This is a genomic window from Gimesia sp. (assembly GCF_048262075.1).
Taxonomy (GTDB): Bacteria; Planctomycetota; Planctomycetia; order Planctomycetales; family Planctomycetaceae; genus Gimesia.
Window position 1 is genome coordinate 273,888 of the sequence record NZ_JBLXFK010000005.1, and the last position, 17,373, is coordinate 291,260.

Sequence of the window (17,373 nt, forward strand, 5' to 3'; positions counted from 1 at the left end):
ATGTGCATTGCATTGCCCAGGCACATTATGTCACACACTGGCATTTATCGTATCTGGGAAAACGACCTCACCGACATCCCAAGGCCAACACTCAAAGAACATCATACCCTCAGAACTTCAAGATGTGTACGCCGAAGTCGTTACCAGGGCCGCTGAACTCCGGGATCAGGGGAAGACTCACATGGATGTCTGCGAAGCTCTGAACGATCTTGGGTTCAGGACTCGCACCGGCAAGCTCTGGCGGCATCCCCGTCATATTCCCAGCCGTCCAGAATGGAGGTAATTCGCTTCGAGAATCGAAAAAGCTCTGCTTCGGCATAACCAATTTGTTAATGGTTTTTTCTGCGACCAAGAGAAGCCATCTCGCTGGTAACAATATCTACGTTTACTATTGTTGAAAAGACGAGCGGAAACTTGAGCAACAGTTGGTCTGATTTCTTAGTGATGTCATCTTTTATGACTCCGGTCCACAGGTCTTTGGGGAGATTGTCAGCCAAATATGCGTCCTCGGCTTTGCGCAGTGCTTCATCGTAATTTCCCTCGCTGTTGCCTGCTTGATATCGGAGATCACTATGTTCTTCGGGAGGAATGTATCGTGAATCGTAGTCTAGAATGTGGCACCAAACGAGACTATCAATTACTGCAACGATGTCGCGAGGGTCGGCGTCAATGTCGTGAATGTACTTTCCTGTTTCGGTATGAAGAGCTGGCTCGTCTTGGCCGCACCAAATAACCTGGTCTTCATTGACGAGGCCATACAACTGTTGTTGTTTGAAGGAAATGTTGAGGTCATCTCTGTATGTGCCACAAGATAGTTCGATCGGACCACAAAATGTCCGCATGTCGTATCCTTGAAGAGTCAATAATCGCACTCGTATCCTCCATGAGACGCCGTGTCTACTTCCCATTGGGAAAAGCCGAATTCTGAACAACGTTCCAAGCCCATTAAACTGATCAAGCAAGCAGGTCACTGGGGTTATCTCAGTTCCGATTCAATCCCATTTCTCGACTTTGCAATTTAGCTTTCCACAAGCTTTCCATGTGGATTATCTCATCAGATGTTAAAGCTGTACCTGCAGTTTCCAGAATACAAACCTGGTAGTCACTCGGGTCACGGCTCTTGAGTGCTATGTTTCCACCATGTCCATCAATTATATACCTCTGCCAGCGACCCCAGAAACCATCTTTACCATAAGCCGAGCCAACGTATTGTTCTTTGGTCTTGGGGCAGGTTAGCAAGTAAACGCCAGAGGTCGCTTTCAAACTACTGATCCAGCCTGGTGGCAGTGTATCAAGTTTCGAGAGAGGGGACACAAATTGTAAGAAGCCGGGAAAATCCGGTTCCTTAAATTCAGTACGTATTTCAGTGATTGGTTTATTTTTGTTGTCAGCTCGTTGAATCCAGGAACGAGTACCAAGTCCCCAGTCTATGTAAAGCTTGCCATCTAAGTCAGCGAATTCGGGGAGTAAACTTAGTTCGTAGGCATCACAACTACCAGCTTCTAATATATTGTGAGTATGAGGTGCCGGAATATCATTTGCGAGAACCCCTTTGTAGCAAACGGAATAAATCCCTACGAAAAGGGTTTCGTTACTCGGGGTTCCAACAAAGGAAGCCCAATAAGGATGATCGATTTTTATGCGATTTCCGAAGCTTTGATGAGACTGATAGAGTTCAAACCGTTGTCTGTCATCTCGCCATAACTCGTACGGACTAAATCCTTTTACGGCTCGTTGGTCTTGATGTCTAAGCAATCGGACTTTTTCAAGTGGGATACCTGCCTCGCTTAGAATGGAATTGAACATTAACGGCATCGAGTTCTCCGGACTTTTCAACGAATATCTTATTCTGGTTTTGATAACCGGCCCTTTAGAATGACACCAGTCACACAACTTAGTGTTCTGTTATTTTCAGACCTGTTCTACTCCCCAATAATCTTCACCAGAATCCGTTTCCGCCTGCGGCCATCGAATTCGAAAAAAAGTGTGTCCCTACGGTTCCAGATGAAGTTTATTCCATGAGGGTAAGACTGTTGAACTACGATCTCCTCCAATAGTAGGGCGGATTTTTCGAGGCAGCCGATTCAAAGTATTCCACACCACTCTTGGGAGAGTTATTAATGTCTTGGCAGTCCTTTTCCTCTAAAGGTCTCCAATCCGGGCAGCGTTGAAGATCGGGGCCGGATCCAACCTCCGTGGACAACGTGGGTAAAACCATCTGCTGCCATTCCCATAGGCTTTGTTTGTTTGCCCCACCTCTCATACATGGATATCGAAGTTGCACGTGATCGTCTTCCCATCCACACACGCCGCAAATATCATAACTCCCCGGAGGTTCCTCGAAGACCTCGTAACCACATGCCGGACAAGGATAATTCATACTTACTCCCCAATAATCTTCACCAGAATCCGCTTCCGCCTACGACCATCAAACTCGTAATAAAAAATATGCTCCCACGGTCCCAGGTGGAGTCTTCCGTCGGTGATGGCAACGACAACTTCACGGCCCATGATCTGGCGTTTGTGATGGGCGTCGGCGTTGTCTTCGCCCGTCCGGTTGTGCAGATACCCACCGGTAGCAGGATCGCTGCCCGCATCAAAGGGAGCCAACTGCTCCAGCCAGCGATCATAGTCAGCATGCAGCCCGGACTCGTTGTCATTGATAAAGACCGAGGCGGTGATATGCATTGCGTTAACGAGGACTAATCCATCCTGCACGCCGCTTTCTTCGACCAATTGTTCTACGTCGTTGTGTAGAGAAACGATCTGCCGGCGTTGAGGGATATCCATCCAGAGTTCTTTTGTGAGTGTTTTCATAAGGCTACTTTTCCAGCTAGAGTCCGGGATTGTCAAGACTCTATGATAGCGGAAGCGTAGTATTTCATGAAACTCAAAAGCAGGAATCTGAATGGGCGGTCGGGAAGCGGAATGCGATACTGTGATGCTTACTAATCGTCTCGTTCCGAATAGTTCACGCTGAAATTCACTTCTCTCACCGCTGATGCCAGTTCTTTGAAGGCGGGTTTGGTGATTTTGGTATCCTGCAGTTGAACAATCGCCAGGTTCTTTAACTGCTGCAACGATTTGAGTGATGGAATCGCAGAATCACTAAGTTGTGTTTCCTTGAGCGATAAACCTTTCAAGTTCGGTGTCGCCTCTGTTAAGACGGTCATCAGACTCGCAATCAACTGGTCATCTATCGTGCTGTTGCCCAGGTAAAGCAATTCCAGATTAGGAAACTGTCGCAGTGATTCGATGAGAACTTCATCTACCTGGATGCCACTCAAATCAAGGTGTGTCAGCTGAGGAAGTTCCCCCAGAGACTGGAAACCCGCGCCGGTGAGATTTGTTTCACTGACATAGAGCGATTCCATTTTTTTGAGTGGTTCGAGATGTTTCAGTCCCGCATCAGTAACATCAGTTCTATTGAGGTTGAGCAGTTTTAAATTCACCAGCTGACTGATGGCAATCAGACCTGCATCGCCGACTCTGCATTGAGCCAGTGACAGATTTCTGAGTTGGTCCGATTGTTCGAGTTGCTGCATACCTGTGTCCGTCACTTCGGTTTCATCGAGAAAAAGTGCTTCCAGACTTTTCAGGTCAGCCACATGTTGCAGTGATGCATCGGAGATCCCGCTGCGTTCCAGGTGGAGTCGCTGCAGTTCAGGCAGTTCTGTTAGATAGGCGGCCGCTGTGTCATTCATCGTTGAATCATTGGCTGACAGATCGATCACGCGCCCTGCTGCATTTACTTTGAATCGAATCGGTGTTTTACTTTCCAGCGATGTGAGAGCAGACTGTTCCGAAGCGGGCGTCAGATGAAGCAGCTTGCCATTCCATAAAAAGACGATCAATAACAGTGCAATCGAGGTCACGGCCAACCATGATGCCAGTTTGATTCGGGAGGAAGTTTGCGTCATCACCATACCTGCTTCATTATCTGCTAAGGAGAAGAATCGAAAAAGTTGACGGTCGAGAATTGTTTTATCCGCAAATGATAGGGTGTGTGCCTGAATAATCAATGGGCAACCAGGATCCAGATTTCATGCCAGTATTGCCAGTGAGGTGATCTGAACGAATACCGGAGTTTCATGATCGCTTTGCCATATATTCATAATTATTCTTTAACATGATCCGCAGTCTTTGGTTCACTTAGACGTGAATGAAATGATCGGCGCCCCTCTTATTTCTGGACTGATTATCACTTAACTCTTCCCCGAAGAAAGATTGAAAATGCAAAAGATTTTGAAGAAGCAAAAAGGATTCACGTTGATTGAATTACTGGTGGTCATCTCAATCATCGCCATTCTTATTGCGCTGTTGTTGCCTGCGGTTCAACAGGCGCGTGAAGCGGCTCGACGGTCGACTTGTAAGAATAATCTGAAACAGATCGGCATTGCATTGCACAACTATCATGATGTCGCTCGTGCTTTTCCTCCCGGGTCGCTGTATGGTGACGACGAATACGGCTGGGCATGTATGATCCTGCCTTATATTGAACAGGCTAATATCTACAATCAGTTGAATTTTTCGGGTCAGGGACCAGATCTTACCATTCCCCTGCAGCCTGGTGTCACGGATCAGGTGATTCCCGTTTATCTCTGCCCTTCCAACTCAATGTCGCTGACAAAGAGCCCGATTCGCGCAGGTGCCGGCCATAATGGTGTCGACCTGGGGGGACATGCAAGAAATGACTATAGCGGAAGCGCCGGCACCTCAGCAGGTTCCGTCACAGGCATCTTCGGAAAAATCAAAGATACGCTGTCCCCCACGAAAATCCGGGACATCGTGGATGGGTCGAGTAATACCATCGCCGTTGGTGAAGCCTATACTCAATATATGCGAGAAATTGACGGGCCGACCCATGCCAATGTCGGCGATTTCAAAGTCTGGGTGGGTACGAACAATCAACATCAGAATATCATCGCAGAAGCGGATACCGCGCATGTCCTGAATGGCACGCGAGACGATTCTTTTGCCAGCCAGCATGTGGGCGGGGCTCAGTTCCTGTTTGCTGATGGTTCCGTCAGCTTTGTCTCCGAAAATATTGATATGGTCACCTTCGGCAAACTGGCCGACAAAGCAGATGGAGCGGTCGTCGAAAGACCCTAGGCATTCGACGGAGATCGGTCAGTTGCTGTGATCTACGAAGTCGCCCTGGTCCGAGCAGGGTGGCACTTCATGGTTAGGATAATGGCTCTTTCTTTACCCACGGGTTTATACCAGGCAAGTCTGAACCCGTGGGGCAATTTCAGTCGCTTTGATCACCGTTTCGTACGGGATAAGACAATCAGATTCATGTCAGTGAGATACAAATGCGTTTAAAAAATCAAATGTTCCTGTGGATGATTTCCTGTTACACGCTATTTTTCAACGGAGGTTGTGGAGAAGACTATCAGAAAACAGTTGTGCCTGTTTCCGGATTTATTCGAGTGGATGATGATCTGGTGACAGAGGGATATATCGTGTTGACTCCTGTGCCAGGTAGTGATGCAGATCCGCTGAGTTCCGGTAAATCTGCCAGCGGTACCATTACCAGTGATGGTACTTTTGAGCTGACCACTTATGAAAAAGGTGATGGTGCATTGATCGGGAAACACATTGCTCACTTCTTTAGGCCCGATCCTGAAGATGATGAACAGGTCGTAACAGAAAAATATTATCCGGGAGGACAGGAAGTGGAACTGGAAGTCATTGATGGTGACAATCAGTTCGACATTCATTTACACGCGGACGGAGCACCGGAAGTCGTTCAGACAGGTTCCTGAGAATTAAAATCGAAGACTCACTGCCAGTACAGGCGAGAACAGGAAGCATGACCGACATCAGACCAGATACCAGGGGACTCAGCCTGCAAGAAACTCAGATGGCTGAATCAGGTTCCATTCAGAATCAACCAGGTTTTTTTTCCAAGAGAATGGAAGCAGTGTGCCGCTGGTCGTTTCGACCGGTCGATATCGCACCTCTGGTCTTTTTCCGGATCTTTTTCGGTCTGATGATGCTGTACCACATCTGGGTCATGACAAGAGATCGCTGGGTGCAGTACTTTTACATTGATCCCGATTTTCATTTCTCCTATCCCGGCTGGAGCTGGTTAGAACCCTGGCCTGGAATCGGCATGCATATTCACTTTATCGTATTGATGATTGCAGCCGTCGGGATTTCACTGGGGCTGTTTTACCGATTCAGCGCACTCACTTACTTTGTGGGATATTCTTATGTCTTTCTGCTTGAGAAGTCACTCTATCAGAATCATTGCTATCTAATTTGCCTGTTAAGCGGGATCATGGTAGTGATTCCCGCGCATCGTGCCTGTTCGCTGGATTGTCTCCTGGGGAGAATCAAAGGGTCATTGGTCGCACCACAGTGGACGCTGGGGTTACTGCGATTACAAATTGCGATTCCCTATTTTTACGGCGGCTTAGCCAAGCTGAATTATGACTGGCTGCTCACTCAGCCCATTGGAATGTGGATTCAGAGACGTACGGATGTACCATTTCTGGGTGGCTATCTGGGTGAAGAGTGGGTGGCCTGGGCTTTCGCTTATGGGGGGCTGTTGTTCGACCTGCTGATCGTGCCTGCCCTGATGTGGCGGCGTACACGAATTTTCGCCTACCTGATTGCGGTCGGGTTCCATCTGACCAATGCCGTCTTATGGGAGATTGGAATATTTCCCTGGTTCATGATCGGAGCATCGCTGCTCTTTTTTCCACCGCACACGTTTCGCAGAGCAGCTCATCTTAAAGAGTGGGCAATCATTTCACTGCCTGCACCCACCCGGTTTAGCTGGGGAGAGCGTTTGACGGTTGCTGTGTTAGCGCTATATGTTTCCTGGCAGTTGATTTTTCCCTTTCGGCACTTTCTGTATCCGGGAAATGTGAGCTGGAACGAGGAAGGGCATCACTTTGCCTGGCATATGATGTTACGCGAAAAAAATGTAGGAATCCGGTTTTATGCCTATGATCCTGCTACAAACCAGCGCGGCTTGATCAAGGTGGAAGAATTTCTGAATTCACGTCAACTCAGTCGTATGGGGAAAGACCCCGATATGGTGTTGGAGTTCGTACATTACGTGCGCGATCATTACCGGGAACATCGAAATACAGAGCTGGAAATCTATGTGCTGAATATTGCATCACTCAATGGTCGCAAACCTCAACTCCTGATGGATCCCAGATTGAACTATGCTGCCGTTGACCGCGTCTGGACACCTCAGCCCTGGGTCGTGCCTCTCACAGAACCGCTCCCCAATGAGAGCTGGAACAGGCCCCTCGATCAATGGGAAAAAATCCTTGATCTGGACATACCGGAGAACATGCAACTGGCTCGCATACAGCAATCACCACCTCACTCTCACTAAAACCTGAGTTTGATTGAAACTCATTCAATATCACAGTAATACGCAAGGACTCAACAATGTCGAAATATGCAATGATTTGTATTCTGACTCTGACAGCATTCTGTGGTTCGTCGATTGCTCAGGGGGAAGAAGAAACTCAGTTTGGACATAAACGTGCCTATGAAGGGATGGTCGTTGAGCCGACACTGCCTGTAGCAACGGATGTCCCTGATCGTATTCTGGCATCATGGAAGAGTGATACCGCCACTTCTTTTTCCGTGACGTGGCGCAGTCGAGCCGGTGCAGATGCAGTAGCGGAGGTCGCAGTGGCAGAGGGGGGGCCCAAATTTGTATTAGGGGCCGAGCTCTGCAAAGGCGAAACCTCGGAGTTGAAAACAAATCTGGGCACAGTTCATATGCATGCCGTTACATTTACAGACCTGGAGCCGGATACATTGTATGTTTATCGGGTGGGCAGTCGCAGAACGGTTGCTCTCTCTGAAAAAGATCAATCAAGCGTGGAGCCCGCGACCGCTGATTATGCCTGGAGTGAATGGATTCATTTTCGCACGGCCCGCAAATCAAAAGGCAACGTGTCCGAACCAGTTCGGTTTGTGTATGTGGGAGATGCGCAAAATGATGTGAAAAGCCACTGGTCCCGCCTGATCCGAGAATCATTCCGCGACGCTCCTCGAATGACATTCATGCTGCATGCAGGGGATCTGGTCAATCGAGGCAATAATGATCAGGAATGGGGTGAATGGTTCCATGGCGGCGGCTGGATTTTTGCCTCTGTCCCGCAGCTGGCAATTCCCGGTAATCACGAATATGACCGGGATCGAATTGCAGCCGGAGCGGGAGTGGTTGATGCGGACATCCCGAAAACGCTCAGTAGAAGATGGGGGCAACGGTTTGAGTTTCCTGAAAATGGCCCCGAGGGATCAGAGGAAAATATTTTTTATGTTGACGTTCAGGGAGTGCGCATCATCGGACTCGATTCCAGCAGAGAGCCGGACACTCAAGCCGAATGGCTGGAAGGTGTCCTGAAGAACAATCCCAACCGCTGGACCATTCTCACTCACCATCATCCGATTTACTCCTCAAGTGTCAGACGTGACAATCCTGAATTACGAAAGACCTGGCAGAAACTGTACCAGAAGTATCACGTCGACCTCGTGCTCCAGGGACACGATCATAGTTACGGTCGGACAGGGCCGATTGATCTCCAGTTGAGTCATAAAATTAAGACAGAAGAAAATATCGCGACAGGCTTGCGAGTTGCTGATCAGTCAGGCGGTCCCGTTTATGTTGTCTCTGTCAGTGGTCCCAAGATGTATGATCTCAAGCAGTATCCCGAAGAGACGGTTAAGTCGAATCCCTTCCGAAAACGCGCTAAGGATACGCAATTATATCAGGTGATTACGATTGAGCAGGATCGCCTGGTCTATCAGGCAAAAACTGCCACTGGGGAACTCTACGATCAGTTTACCATTAACAAAGACAAAGCGGGAAAAAACCTGTTTGAAGATCAGGCTCCTTCTGCAAAGGTCACTCAAAAAGATCAGTAAGTATTGCGCCTGATTTCGAACGAATTACCACGAATATACTGCGCTCATCAGAGGCGGCATCAACGATCTGATGAGAAATACTTTTTCAGTCTGCTTTTTGATTTTTTGACGATAAAGTAACTTCTTACTTTGGCATCTAACCATTTGATGCCGGGAATATACTTCAGGAAGTTCAATTTCCGGACTAACGCATCCATCGATTTCAAAGCTGCGTTATCGGAATAGCGATAACCTTCTGCCGAGTCGTACTCGCCGCCGTTGTCGGTTCGCTCTGAAATGATGTTCGATGCTTTTCGGTTAATGTGAAAGGCTACGAATGATTCGTACGTCTGAATCGACCAGACTCGATGGTCGGCGGCTGTTTTGTCAAACTGGCTATAACGTTGATTGATTTTGTCGATGAAGCGTTTGACATATTCGAGAAAAGAAAATCGCCTGTAGCCAAAGCCATCCATATAGGAAGTATGAGTGTCTTCAACGACGAGCATGCCATTATCATTGATGATGTCGAGCAGCATTTCGGTCGTGACAATCTGTTGTTCAAAGGTGTGACCGCCGTCATCCAGGATCACGTCTGCGCGGCCGACCTGGTTTTTGAAATCCTGCCAGAATTGCTCGTCAGACTGGTTGCCGATAAAAATTTCAAAGCCTTCGCTTTCCCATTTTTTCGCGTTCGGATTCATGTCGACGCCAATAATTCTCGCCTGTGGTCCCAGAAATTCCCGCCACATAAAGAGCGAGCCGCCGCCCAGGACGCCAATTTCGACGAACGTGATTTCCTTTCCCCGGTAACGGGAAAACAGATCATCATAAACTTCGAAGTACGTGCTGTGCTTGATACTTTTATAAGGACTCTTCAAATAAGCCTGGTAGCTTAACGTCTCTTTCATTTCTATTTCTTCCTGCAGCGACAGCGCTGACATGCCCTTGTGATTCCCTCGTAGAACCTGTGTTTCGTATCGACAAAGCGCCCGGTCTGATGAAAACGCGGATCCAGCGTCTATCATACAGTACACAAGCCCGATCGTCATTTGAAGCAGTGATGTGTTTTGACTCCTCCGGGCTGTGGTTCACGTTTTTCGGTTTACGCCATGTCGCTGCGCGAGTATTGAAACAGTAAGATGCCTTCCAGCCGAACCATAGTTGCTCATTCTGATAGAAATCAGGTTTTTCGACTGCTAGTACCAGACAAATGCCTTCTTTGAGCTTGCAGAGGACTGATACAATCGATCAGTATAATAATGACGTACCATGATGCAGGGTTTTCGCTCCGCACTTGATGCAAGCTGCTCTCGCTGAGACATCGATTTTAACCGCAGCCAAAAGGTTTTGAGTATGAAACAGCCTTCGGATCTGAGCCGAACGGAACAAAAATTTGTAACTCTGTTACTTGCGACAATGCTGCTGTTCTCCCCTGTCTGGTTTACCGGGTGCAGACAGAGAGCGGAATCAGAGAATTCTGCTGGTAAAGTCTCGACAAAGAACTCTCAGGAACCGGTTGAGTCAAGCAAGTGGCAGACACCTGCTGAATGGGCTTTACTCACGACACAACAATCAAGGGATTCCTTTCTCCGTTGCGTTTTGCTCAACAAAATCGCCAGAGCCCAGCTGGCGGCGGGCGAAAAAGAGCAGGCACTGCAGACGATAAAGCCGGCATTGGAACTGGTTTATCAAACAGAGCAGGTGGTCATAGAATCCATTAAGATTGAAGAGGCGGTTATTAAAACACTGCTGCAGATGAGAGAACTTGATTTAGCAATTCAAACGGCAAAGAAATTTATGAACCAGATGATCAAGGTAGCAGCTTACAGAGACATTGCTCTGGAGTTGATCAAGGCTGGAAAAATGAAACAGGCGGTTGAAGAAATTCAAAGCCTGGAGAATGTACATGTTGTAAAACATATTTGCGGTAAAGTTGCCGAGTCGCTGGTTCAACAGGGGCAGAAACAACGTGCTCTGGAATTCGTAGAACAGATTTCTCATTGGGATCATAAAGGGACGGCGCTGTGTACCATGGCCTGGGTTTATTATGAGGCAGGCGATCTTGAGCAGGGATTAGAGGTAATCAGGCCAGTAGAAGGTCTATACCAGAAAGTAGAAGACAAAACGGCACGAGATCAGTTGCTGAGTTATTATGCCGGCTCCCTGGCACGAGGAGGTCTGTATAAACGTCCGTTGGAACTCATTGCATTAATCAAGGATCCTGATACTGCTGAGTCAGCATACGAATTTGCTGCAGTCACACTAACGGCTGCCGGTGATGCAACTCAGGGGATGAAGATCGCCGATCAAATTAACGAGCCGTCTGTCAAAAGATCTGCACTCCAGGGGATTGCGGGGACGATTGCCAATAAATCAGACGATTTTGACGAAGCTCTGAAAGTCGCTGCGATGATAAAAGACACTGGCGCCCGAGATTATGCACTGGAAAACATCGCGCGTCTGGCCGCCAAGGCAGGAAAAGGCAAGCAGACCGAAGAAGTAATGCAGAAGCTTTCGAACCTCGATCAGAACACGTTTTTTTCGAGGGATGTTGCTTACCATCTCGTAGAAACAGGAAATCTGAAATCGGCCATGCAGATTGCTGAATTGATGCAAACAGAGGAAAGTAAATCAATCTTTCTGGATAGTATTGCCCGGGCAGTGGCCCGTTCGGGAGAGACCAAGGCAGCGCTGGACATCATTCAAAAAATCCAGGTTCCGATGAGAAAGGATCAAGCCCGGTCACGGGTGGCTGCCGGTTTTGTTGAGGCAGGAAAGACTGATGAGGCGATTCAGCTCGTTTCCCGGATAGAAAATGGTGTAGAGCAAACACGGGTGCTTACCGAAATTGCTGCCGCCCTGTTCAAAACGGGAGACGATACACAGGGAGTCAAAGTTCTGAATCAAGCGATCGATTTCGCATCAAAGCACCGGGCGAGAAACTATCTGGTGGATGTCATCATGCCCCTGGCCAGTGAGCCACTCACCGCTGCGCAACAGAAAGCGGAAGAGACGAATGTCATCACTCCGCTGAAAAAATCATTTACGTCAGATGAGAAACGGGTGGCCAAACGGCTTTTGAATATCTTCTACACGATGTCAAACTAGCTTTTCTCCAGGTTCACTTTAGCGTCTCTGGAGTAAGTTGGATGGAATAAAATAGAATAAGTCGGCTATTTTTGAGCCCGTCTTTCAGGTGTTATATGAATCTTTCACATCAGTTTCAAAGTCATTTCAACATGGAGTGGAAAATTGCTCTCCGCTTCAGGCAGCATCGTTTCCAGCGCACCCCTGGCTGGGGAGTTTTTATACTGATGTTGATTACAGTGGGAATGTTCCCAGGCTGTAAGGGGAGTCAGGAGTCGGAGGTTGCTCCTGCCACCAGCAATGCGAGTTCGAGAAATGCTGTTGCCGAAGAGGCAGGGGATAACAGGTCGACGGAAAACGCTGCGGAACCTGTTGACTCTCCCAATCCGGGCGCTGCAACTGCTCAGCAGTCCCCCACAGAATGGGCGCTGAAGATGGTACAATACATCGACAATCCGTTCGTGCGCGTCCACATGCTGAACCAGATCGCAGCCGCCCAGCTGGAAGCCGGGATGAATGATCAGGCGCTGGCCACTGTCAATCAGGCTCTCCCGATTGCAGAAGGTCTGAAGGTGGAATCACAAAAGCAGACCTCGCTGGGTCGACTTGCAGAGACACTGATCAAGGCGGGAAAAATTCAGCAGGGCATGGAACTGATTGAGCGGTCGGAGAACGAAATCAGGATCCAATACACATTATTGGGGATCGTTTCTACGTTAGGTAGATTACGGCGGTTTGACCGGGTCCGGTCTATGATTGATCAGATTGAAGATGAATCACTCAAAGAATTCGCCATCAACCGGTTGACGCGGAGACTGGTCGGAGCAGATCAGACAGCAGAAGCCGTTGAGTACATTGAGGCACTTCCACAACAGGAATCCAGGGCATTTTACCTGATCGGGATTGCCAGTGCGCTCATTGAGGTCGGGAAGAAACAAGAGGCACTCGAGACGATGCAGCGTTCTCTGGATGCATTGCCACTCGTCACTGATCCGGAACGTAAGCAGCAGGTCGAAGCGGGAGCACTGCTGATTCAGGCAAACGTAGGGGATCTTGAGGAAGTGTTGAAACAGCTCCAAGACATGGAAGATGAAACCGTCCGCAAACTAATGCTCGGCGATATAATTTCCATGTTGACGGAGAACGCCCAACCCGACAAAGCACTGATACTGTTACCGCAACTTACTGAAGAACAGGGCAAAGAAATATTCGCTCGCAAAATCGCCCTCGCATTCGCTGAAGCGGGGCAGGGGACAAAGGCGCTCACACTGATGCAGAATCATCGATTGATACAAGCAAACGATCTTTCCAGCAGAGATGTGATGATTGCACTTGCCAGGGAAGGGCATCTGGAACAGGCTTTGGAAATGATAGAAGAAATAAAAACCGCGCGGGATAAATCCGATGCCTGCAGCGACATTGCCAGAACGCTCGCTGAACAGGGAGACTTTCAGGAGGCCGAGAAAGTGGCTGGAAAAATAACCGAACCTTACACCTATTATTATTGCCTGTGTAAAATTGCTGGAGAAGTGAGAAAAACAGGCGATGTCGCTTATTCAGAAAAATTGTTTCAACTGATTAAAGACAAGAGTCTCTACGATTATTATCAGGGAATTCTTGCCGTCGATCTGGCTAAGGCAGGAAAATTTGAAGAGAGCAGGGTCCTTGTCAATCGAATCATCAATCTGAAAACGAAAAGTGAGGCTTTGATCAAAATCGCATCCACGTTGGCGGTAGCGGGAAATGCAGAGCAGGCGGTAGAGGCACTCAGCCAGGCAATCTCTATGGCTGAGCAGAATCAGGAAAAACCGGATATCAATCTCTTGCTGCTTGTGTTGGCGATGGAACTTGATCAGGATCAAACCAGAAAGGCCATTGATGGCGTATTCAGAATGAAAAAAACGTTCACGCCGAAAGAAAACCAGCTTGCCCAACAGGTTCTTAAGGCGCTGCAGTAAGTCGGTACTCAGAGGGTGGTGAGTTTGAGAGGATGTACTTTCATTGAATTGACAGTCGAGGATCAGGATCTCTGATGAAAAGTACAACGCGACTGCTGACAGCTTTAACAAAATCGCAGTATTCTCGCACATTGCGCTACGGAATGATTGCGCTGGCAGGTTTCATCCTGGCGAGTTGCAGTCAGCAGGTGAAGCCGCCGGTAACCGATGCCGAAAGTGTGTCCATGGAGAAACCCAAAGCTGATCCCGTGGCGTCAGACGCCCCAAAAACAGGGGAGACCTCAACGGTTCCTGCCCCGCAATGGGAGACCCCCGAGGAATGGGCGGCGTTGATGTACCGGACGTTGACGATTTCTCAACTAAAAGAGCAGGATTCCAGCGGATCAGTTAAGCAGACAAAAATCAGGAGGCCATTAACTGTCGGAAGTGTACTTGGCATGGACGCGCAGAAAACGGATAGCAAACCTGAAAAAGCCCTCTACCCTCAGTATTACCAGCTGGTCGCAAATGGAACGATTGACGATTTAAACGCAGCATTAAACAAGGCGGAGCAGATACCCGCTGCGGGCGAGCAGGCGGAAGCGTACTGTGGTATCGCCTGGGCTTTGCTGGATGAGGAGGCTTTCAGTCACGCGAAACCTTATCTGGTTCAAGGCGAGAAATTGCTTTCACAGGCCCGAGACCCTGAGACGTATGAGAAACTGCTGAATCTGTATTCGAAAGCGTTTGCGCGGTCGGGAGACAGTGACAAGGCTGTGGAAGTGGCACAACAAATCGCGAATCGCGATTTACGCGAAGAAACCATGATTTCCATTCCAGGGCAGATCGCGAAAACCGGGAATGTCGAGCAGGCTTTGGGTTTTGTGGAAACAATCAAAAATCGAAAATCTCAATCGCAGGCACTCCAGCAGATCACTTTAATATTGGTGAAGTCAAATGCCTGTAATCAGGCGTGTACGATAACTGGGCAGATTACTGATGAGGAAACCAGGTTTAAAGCGCTGGAGGGGATTGCTCTGGAACTTGCAAAAGCAGATAGAGGAAGTCAGGCTCTGGAAGTGGTTCAACAAATCAATTTTTTACATCGTCGACCCTGGTTTCTGCGGTCGCTTGCAATATTGCTGATTGAGACAGGTTACTTTGAGCAGGCACTGGAAATTGCTCCGTTGATTGATGGTTCCCGAGATCAGTCAACTTACCTGATGGAAGTGGCGATTGCTCTTGCTGAGACAGGGGAATCAAAACACGCGCAAGAGGTCGTGCAGCAGATTCCCATGCTGGACAGCAGGCGCATTGCAGTCGCGAAGGTGGCTTCCGGTCTCTTGAAAGCAGGTCAAGTCAATGGTGCGCTGAAGATCGCACAGCAAATCGAATATGACGAGATGAAGGTCCGCCTGTTGTATCAGATCGCTTCTGCACTTCATTCTAAGAGCGAGGACGATCAAAAAATCATTGTGTTGAAAGAGGCTGTGGCTGCATCAAGGCGGCTGGGTGAGATGCCTTCCTTTGTGACAGCAATTCCAGTTTTGTCGATGGAAACCAGACAGACCGAACAGGGCACCTCGACTCAACTCAAGTCAGCCTTTACGCCTGAAGAGCAGCAACTCGCAGATGCATTACTGCAGGCCGCTCATCAAAAAAAGTGAAGGAGGATTCAGGTTCCAAACCGCTTACGACAGTTTTTCGTGAGCCGTCATAATCAGGGTTTCGGTTTCTTCCCAGTCGATGCATTCGTCGGTGATCGAGACGCCGTATTGGAGCTGTGACAGATCTTCGGGCAGGCTCTGGTTGCCGGGATGCAGATTGCTTTCCAGCATCAGGCCGATGATCGTATCGTTGCCGGCGACGCGTTGGTCGATGACCTCGTTCCAGACTTTGCCCTGGTTGCGATAATCTTTGTTGGAATTCGCATGGCTGCAATCGACCATGAACCGGGGAGACAGGCCGGCTGCCTTGAGACTTTTGGCGGCTTCTTCCAGATGTTCCTGCTGGTAATTTGGGCCGGAGCGACCGCCGCGAAGAATCAGATGTCCCCAGGGGTTGCCTTTGGTGTTGACGACGCAGGTCTGACCGTCCGCATCAATTCCCAGGAAGCTGTGGGGGCTTTGTGCGGCCAGCATAGCATTCAGCGCGACGTCCAGACTGCCGTCCGTGCCGTTTTTATAACCGACGGGCATTGAAAGTCCACTGGCCATCTGGCGGTGAGTGGGGGATTCTGTCGTGCGGGCGCCGATGGAAGCGATCGAGATCGCGTCGGCAATGTATTGTGGCGTGATCGGTTCCAGCATTTCCGTCGCGGCGGGTATGCCCAGTTCGCCGATCTGCAGTAACAGCTGGCGGGCAATTTTCAGCCCGGAAGAGACATCGAAGGTGCCATCCAGATGTGGGTCGTTGATCAGGCCTTTCCAGCCGACCGTGGTGCGTGGTTTCTCGAAGTAGACCCGCATGACCAGGAACATCCGGTCGTCCACTTTAGTGGAAAGTTCTTTTAAACGGGTGGCATATTCGATGGCGGCTTTAGGATCGTGAATCGAGCAGGGCCCGACGACCACGATGAGTCGATGGTCTTCTCCCGAGAGAATGCGTTTGATCTGTTCGCGCGATTCGCCAACTGTCTCGGTGACTTTGTCGGTCCGCTTGTAAGTGTCTTTCAATTCCTGTGGAGCCACCAGGCGGACGGAATCATGAATGTTGACATTTTGAATGGGTAACATCGGCTTGCAATCGTTTTTCATTACTATTTAGAGTTTGGTATCGGTTGATGATCGTTTTCAGAGACTCAGCTGCTGACAGATCCGGGAAACGACTTCCTCTGCCGTCAGCAGTGACGCCTCGATTTTTAATTGTGCATACAGTTCATAAAGCGGGAATCGACTTTCGTACAAATCGGCCAGCGTCGTTCCCGGTTCAATTAACACACCCCGGTCAAACGCATCGGCCACCCGTTGCTCCAGTACTTCAGGTGACACATCCAGCCAGACTATGGTACCAAGACTGCCGAGATGTTGCATGGCTTCGTGGCTGTAACAGACGCTTCCGCCCGTAGAAATTACCGATCCTGATGATTGGATCGATTGCACATATGCTGCCTCAATTTTCCGAAAGCCCTCGGAAGTATGCTGCGAGATAATTTCCGCCAGCCGTTTCGACTCGCCGGCTTCAATTAATGCATCCGTGTCCAGAAAGGGAAGACCTGTCTGTGCAGACAGTAGTTTCCCCACGGTCGACTTTCCAGATCCGGGCATGCCAATCAGAATGACCCCCTGATTTTCAGGTGTGGCTTCAGCAGCCATCCGGGAACTCCTCACTGCTACGAATTGAGGCGGGACGCTGGCTTTTTTTCAGGAAGGCACAAAGATCGGTGCACAAAAACATGAAAGCGGTATCTGTCTGATAAATAAGGGCTTACGGTAAATGAGTCCCGCCGAACCTGGAGAAA

General features: G+C 49.0%; 15 protein-coding genes. 7 read left to right on the forward strand and 8 right to left on the reverse strand.

Translation table 11 applies throughout. The features are described 5' to 3' along the window. Positions 1-329 precede the first annotated feature (329 nt). The 5 genes from ACN0YH_RS12830 to ACN0YH_RS12850 all read right to left on the reverse strand — a co-directional run bounded on the left by ACN0YH_RS12830 (position 330) and on the right by ACN0YH_RS12850 (position 3,920). On the reverse strand, positions 330-872 hold the full coding sequence (locus tag ACN0YH_RS12830) for a hypothetical protein (protein WP_278440938.1): 543 nt from the start codon (positions 870-872) through the stop codon (positions 330-332). Positions 873-981: 109 nt separating this feature from the next. Further along, positions 982-1,815 carry a GIY-YIG nuclease family protein gene (locus tag ACN0YH_RS12835; RefSeq protein WP_417379961.1) on the reverse strand — a complete coding sequence of 278 codons (834 nt, stop codon included), beginning with the start codon at positions 1,813-1,815 and terminating at the stop codon, positions 982-984. Between the two features lie 223 nt (positions 1,816-2,038). Continuing rightward, positions 2,039-2,380: a CPCC family cysteine-rich protein gene (locus ACN0YH_RS12840; RefSeq protein ID WP_417379962.1), complete on the reverse strand. Its 342-nt coding sequence runs from the start codon at positions 2,378-2,380 to the stop codon at positions 2,039-2,041. A 2-nt stretch (positions 2,381-2,382) separates the two neighbouring features. Beyond that, entirely contained in the window at positions 2,383-2,817 is a 435-nt protein-coding gene (locus ACN0YH_RS12845; RefSeq protein WP_417379963.1) for a secondary thiamine-phosphate synthase enzyme YjbQ, read from the reverse strand. Positions 2,818-2,948: 131 nt separating this feature from the next. Then, positions 2,949-3,920, reverse strand: a complete 972-nt coding sequence (locus ACN0YH_RS12850; RefSeq protein ID WP_417379964.1) for a hypothetical protein — start codon at positions 3,918-3,920, stop codon at positions 2,949-2,951. Positions 3,921-4,233: 313 nt separating this feature from the next. Between ACN0YH_RS12850 and ACN0YH_RS12855 the strand changes: the two genes are divergently transcribed. From ACN0YH_RS12855 to ACN0YH_RS12870, 4 genes are all read left to right on the forward strand, one after another. After that, a complete protein-coding gene (locus tag ACN0YH_RS12855) occupies positions 4,234-5,112 on the forward strand; it encodes a DUF1559 domain-containing protein (protein ID WP_417379965.1) in 879 nt (292 codons plus the stop codon). Between the two features lie 203 nt (positions 5,113-5,315). Next, positions 5,316-5,768 carry a hypothetical protein gene (locus ACN0YH_RS12860; protein WP_417379966.1) on the forward strand — a complete coding sequence of 151 codons (453 nt, stop codon included), beginning with the start codon at positions 5,316-5,318 and terminating at the stop codon, positions 5,766-5,768. Between the two features lie 47 nt (positions 5,769-5,815). After that, complete coding sequence (locus ACN0YH_RS12865; protein WP_417379967.1) at positions 5,816-7,360, forward strand: HTTM domain-containing protein; 1,545 nt, start codon at positions 5,816-5,818, stop codon at positions 7,358-7,360. A gap of 56 nt (positions 7,361-7,416) precedes the next feature. After that, positions 7,417-8,907 (forward strand): metallophosphoesterase, encoded by a 1,491-nt coding sequence (locus tag ACN0YH_RS12870; RefSeq protein ID WP_417379968.1) that lies wholly within the window; start codon positions 7,417-7,419, stop codon positions 8,905-8,907. Between the two features lie 59 nt (positions 8,908-8,966). On the opposite strand, the gene ACN0YH_RS12875 is transcribed toward ACN0YH_RS12870, so the two are convergent. Continuing rightward, positions 8,967-9,830, reverse strand: coding sequence for a class I SAM-dependent methyltransferase (locus tag ACN0YH_RS12875; protein ID WP_417379969.1), 864 nt, complete (start codon positions 9,828-9,830; stop codon positions 8,967-8,969). Between the two features lie 412 nt (positions 9,831-10,242). Between ACN0YH_RS12875 and ACN0YH_RS12880 the strand changes: the two genes are divergently transcribed. The 3 genes from ACN0YH_RS12880 (at position 10,243) to ACN0YH_RS12890 (ending at position 15,580) form a co-directional block, all read left to right on the forward strand. Continuing rightward, positions 10,243-11,997 (forward strand): tetratricopeptide repeat protein, encoded by a 1,755-nt coding sequence (locus ACN0YH_RS12880; protein ID WP_417379970.1) that lies wholly within the window; start codon positions 10,243-10,245, stop codon positions 11,995-11,997. Between the two features lie 95 nt (positions 11,998-12,092). Next, positions 12,093-13,934 carry a hypothetical protein gene (locus tag ACN0YH_RS12885; RefSeq protein WP_417379971.1) on the forward strand — a complete coding sequence of 614 codons (1,842 nt, stop codon included), beginning with the start codon at positions 12,093-12,095 and terminating at the stop codon, positions 13,932-13,934. Positions 13,935-14,008: 74 nt separating this feature from the next. Next, entirely contained in the window at positions 14,009-15,580 is a 1,572-nt protein-coding gene (locus ACN0YH_RS12890; RefSeq protein ID WP_417379972.1) for a tetratricopeptide repeat protein, read from the forward strand. A 24-nt stretch (positions 15,581-15,604) separates the two neighbouring features. On the opposite strand, the gene ACN0YH_RS12895 is transcribed toward ACN0YH_RS12890, so the two are convergent. Together ACN0YH_RS12895 and ACN0YH_RS12900 are read right to left on the reverse strand one after the other, a co-directional pair. Beyond that, positions 15,605-16,648 carry a 3-deoxy-7-phosphoheptulonate synthase gene (locus tag ACN0YH_RS12895; RefSeq protein WP_417379973.1) on the reverse strand — a complete coding sequence of 348 codons (1,044 nt, stop codon included), beginning with the start codon at positions 16,646-16,648 and terminating at the stop codon, positions 15,605-15,607. 57 nt (positions 16,649-16,705) lie between these two features. Further along, positions 16,706-17,227: a shikimate kinase gene (locus ACN0YH_RS12900; RefSeq protein WP_417379974.1), complete on the reverse strand. Its 522-nt coding sequence runs from the start codon at positions 17,225-17,227 to the stop codon at positions 16,706-16,708. Positions 17,228-17,373 lie beyond the last annotated feature (146 nt).

Coding starts and splice junctions, on each gene's coding strand:
- ACN0YH_RS12835 (WP_417379961.1), bottom strand. CDS start 1,815: ATGCCGTTAATGTTCAATTCCATTCTAAGCGAGGCAGGTATCCCACTT.
- ACN0YH_RS12840 (WP_417379962.1), bottom strand. CDS start 2,380: ATGAATTATCCTTGTCCGGCATGTGGTTACGAGGTCTTCGAGGAACCT.
- ACN0YH_RS12845 (WP_417379963.1), bottom strand. CDS start 2,817: ATGAAAACACTCACAAAAGAACTCTGGATGGATATCCCTCAACGCCGG.
- ACN0YH_RS12850 (WP_417379964.1), bottom strand. CDS start 3,920: ATGACGCAAACTTCCTCCCGAATCAAACTGGCATCATGGTTGGCCGTG.
- ACN0YH_RS12855 (WP_417379965.1), top strand. CDS start 4,234: ATGCAAAAGATTTTGAAGAAGCAAAAAGGATTCACGTTGATTGAATTA.
- ACN0YH_RS12860 (WP_417379966.1), top strand. CDS start 5,316: ATGCGTTTAAAAAATCAAATGTTCCTGTGGATGATTTCCTGTTACACG.
- ACN0YH_RS12865 (WP_417379967.1), top strand. CDS start 5,816: ATGACCGACATCAGACCAGATACCAGGGGACTCAGCCTGCAAGAAACT.
- ACN0YH_RS12870 (WP_417379968.1), top strand. CDS start 7,417: ATGTCGAAATATGCAATGATTTGTATTCTGACTCTGACAGCATTCTGT.
- ACN0YH_RS12875 (WP_417379969.1), bottom strand. CDS start 9,830: ATGTCAGCGCTGTCGCTGCAGGAAGAAATAGAAATGAAAGAGACGTTA.
- ACN0YH_RS12880 (WP_417379970.1), top strand. CDS start 10,243: ATGAAACAGCCTTCGGATCTGAGCCGAACGGAACAAAAATTTGTAACT.
- ACN0YH_RS12885 (WP_417379971.1), top strand. CDS start 12,093: ATGAATCTTTCACATCAGTTTCAAAGTCATTTCAACATGGAGTGGAAA.
- ACN0YH_RS12890 (WP_417379972.1), top strand. CDS start 14,009: ATGAAAAGTACAACGCGACTGCTGACAGCTTTAACAAAATCGCAGTAT.
- ACN0YH_RS12895 (WP_417379973.1), bottom strand. CDS start 16,648: ATGTTACCCATTCAAAATGTCAACATTCATGATTCCGTCCGCCTGGTG.
- ACN0YH_RS12900 (WP_417379974.1), bottom strand. CDS start 17,227: ATGGCTGCTGAAGCCACACCTGAAAATCAGGGGGTCATTCTGATTGGC.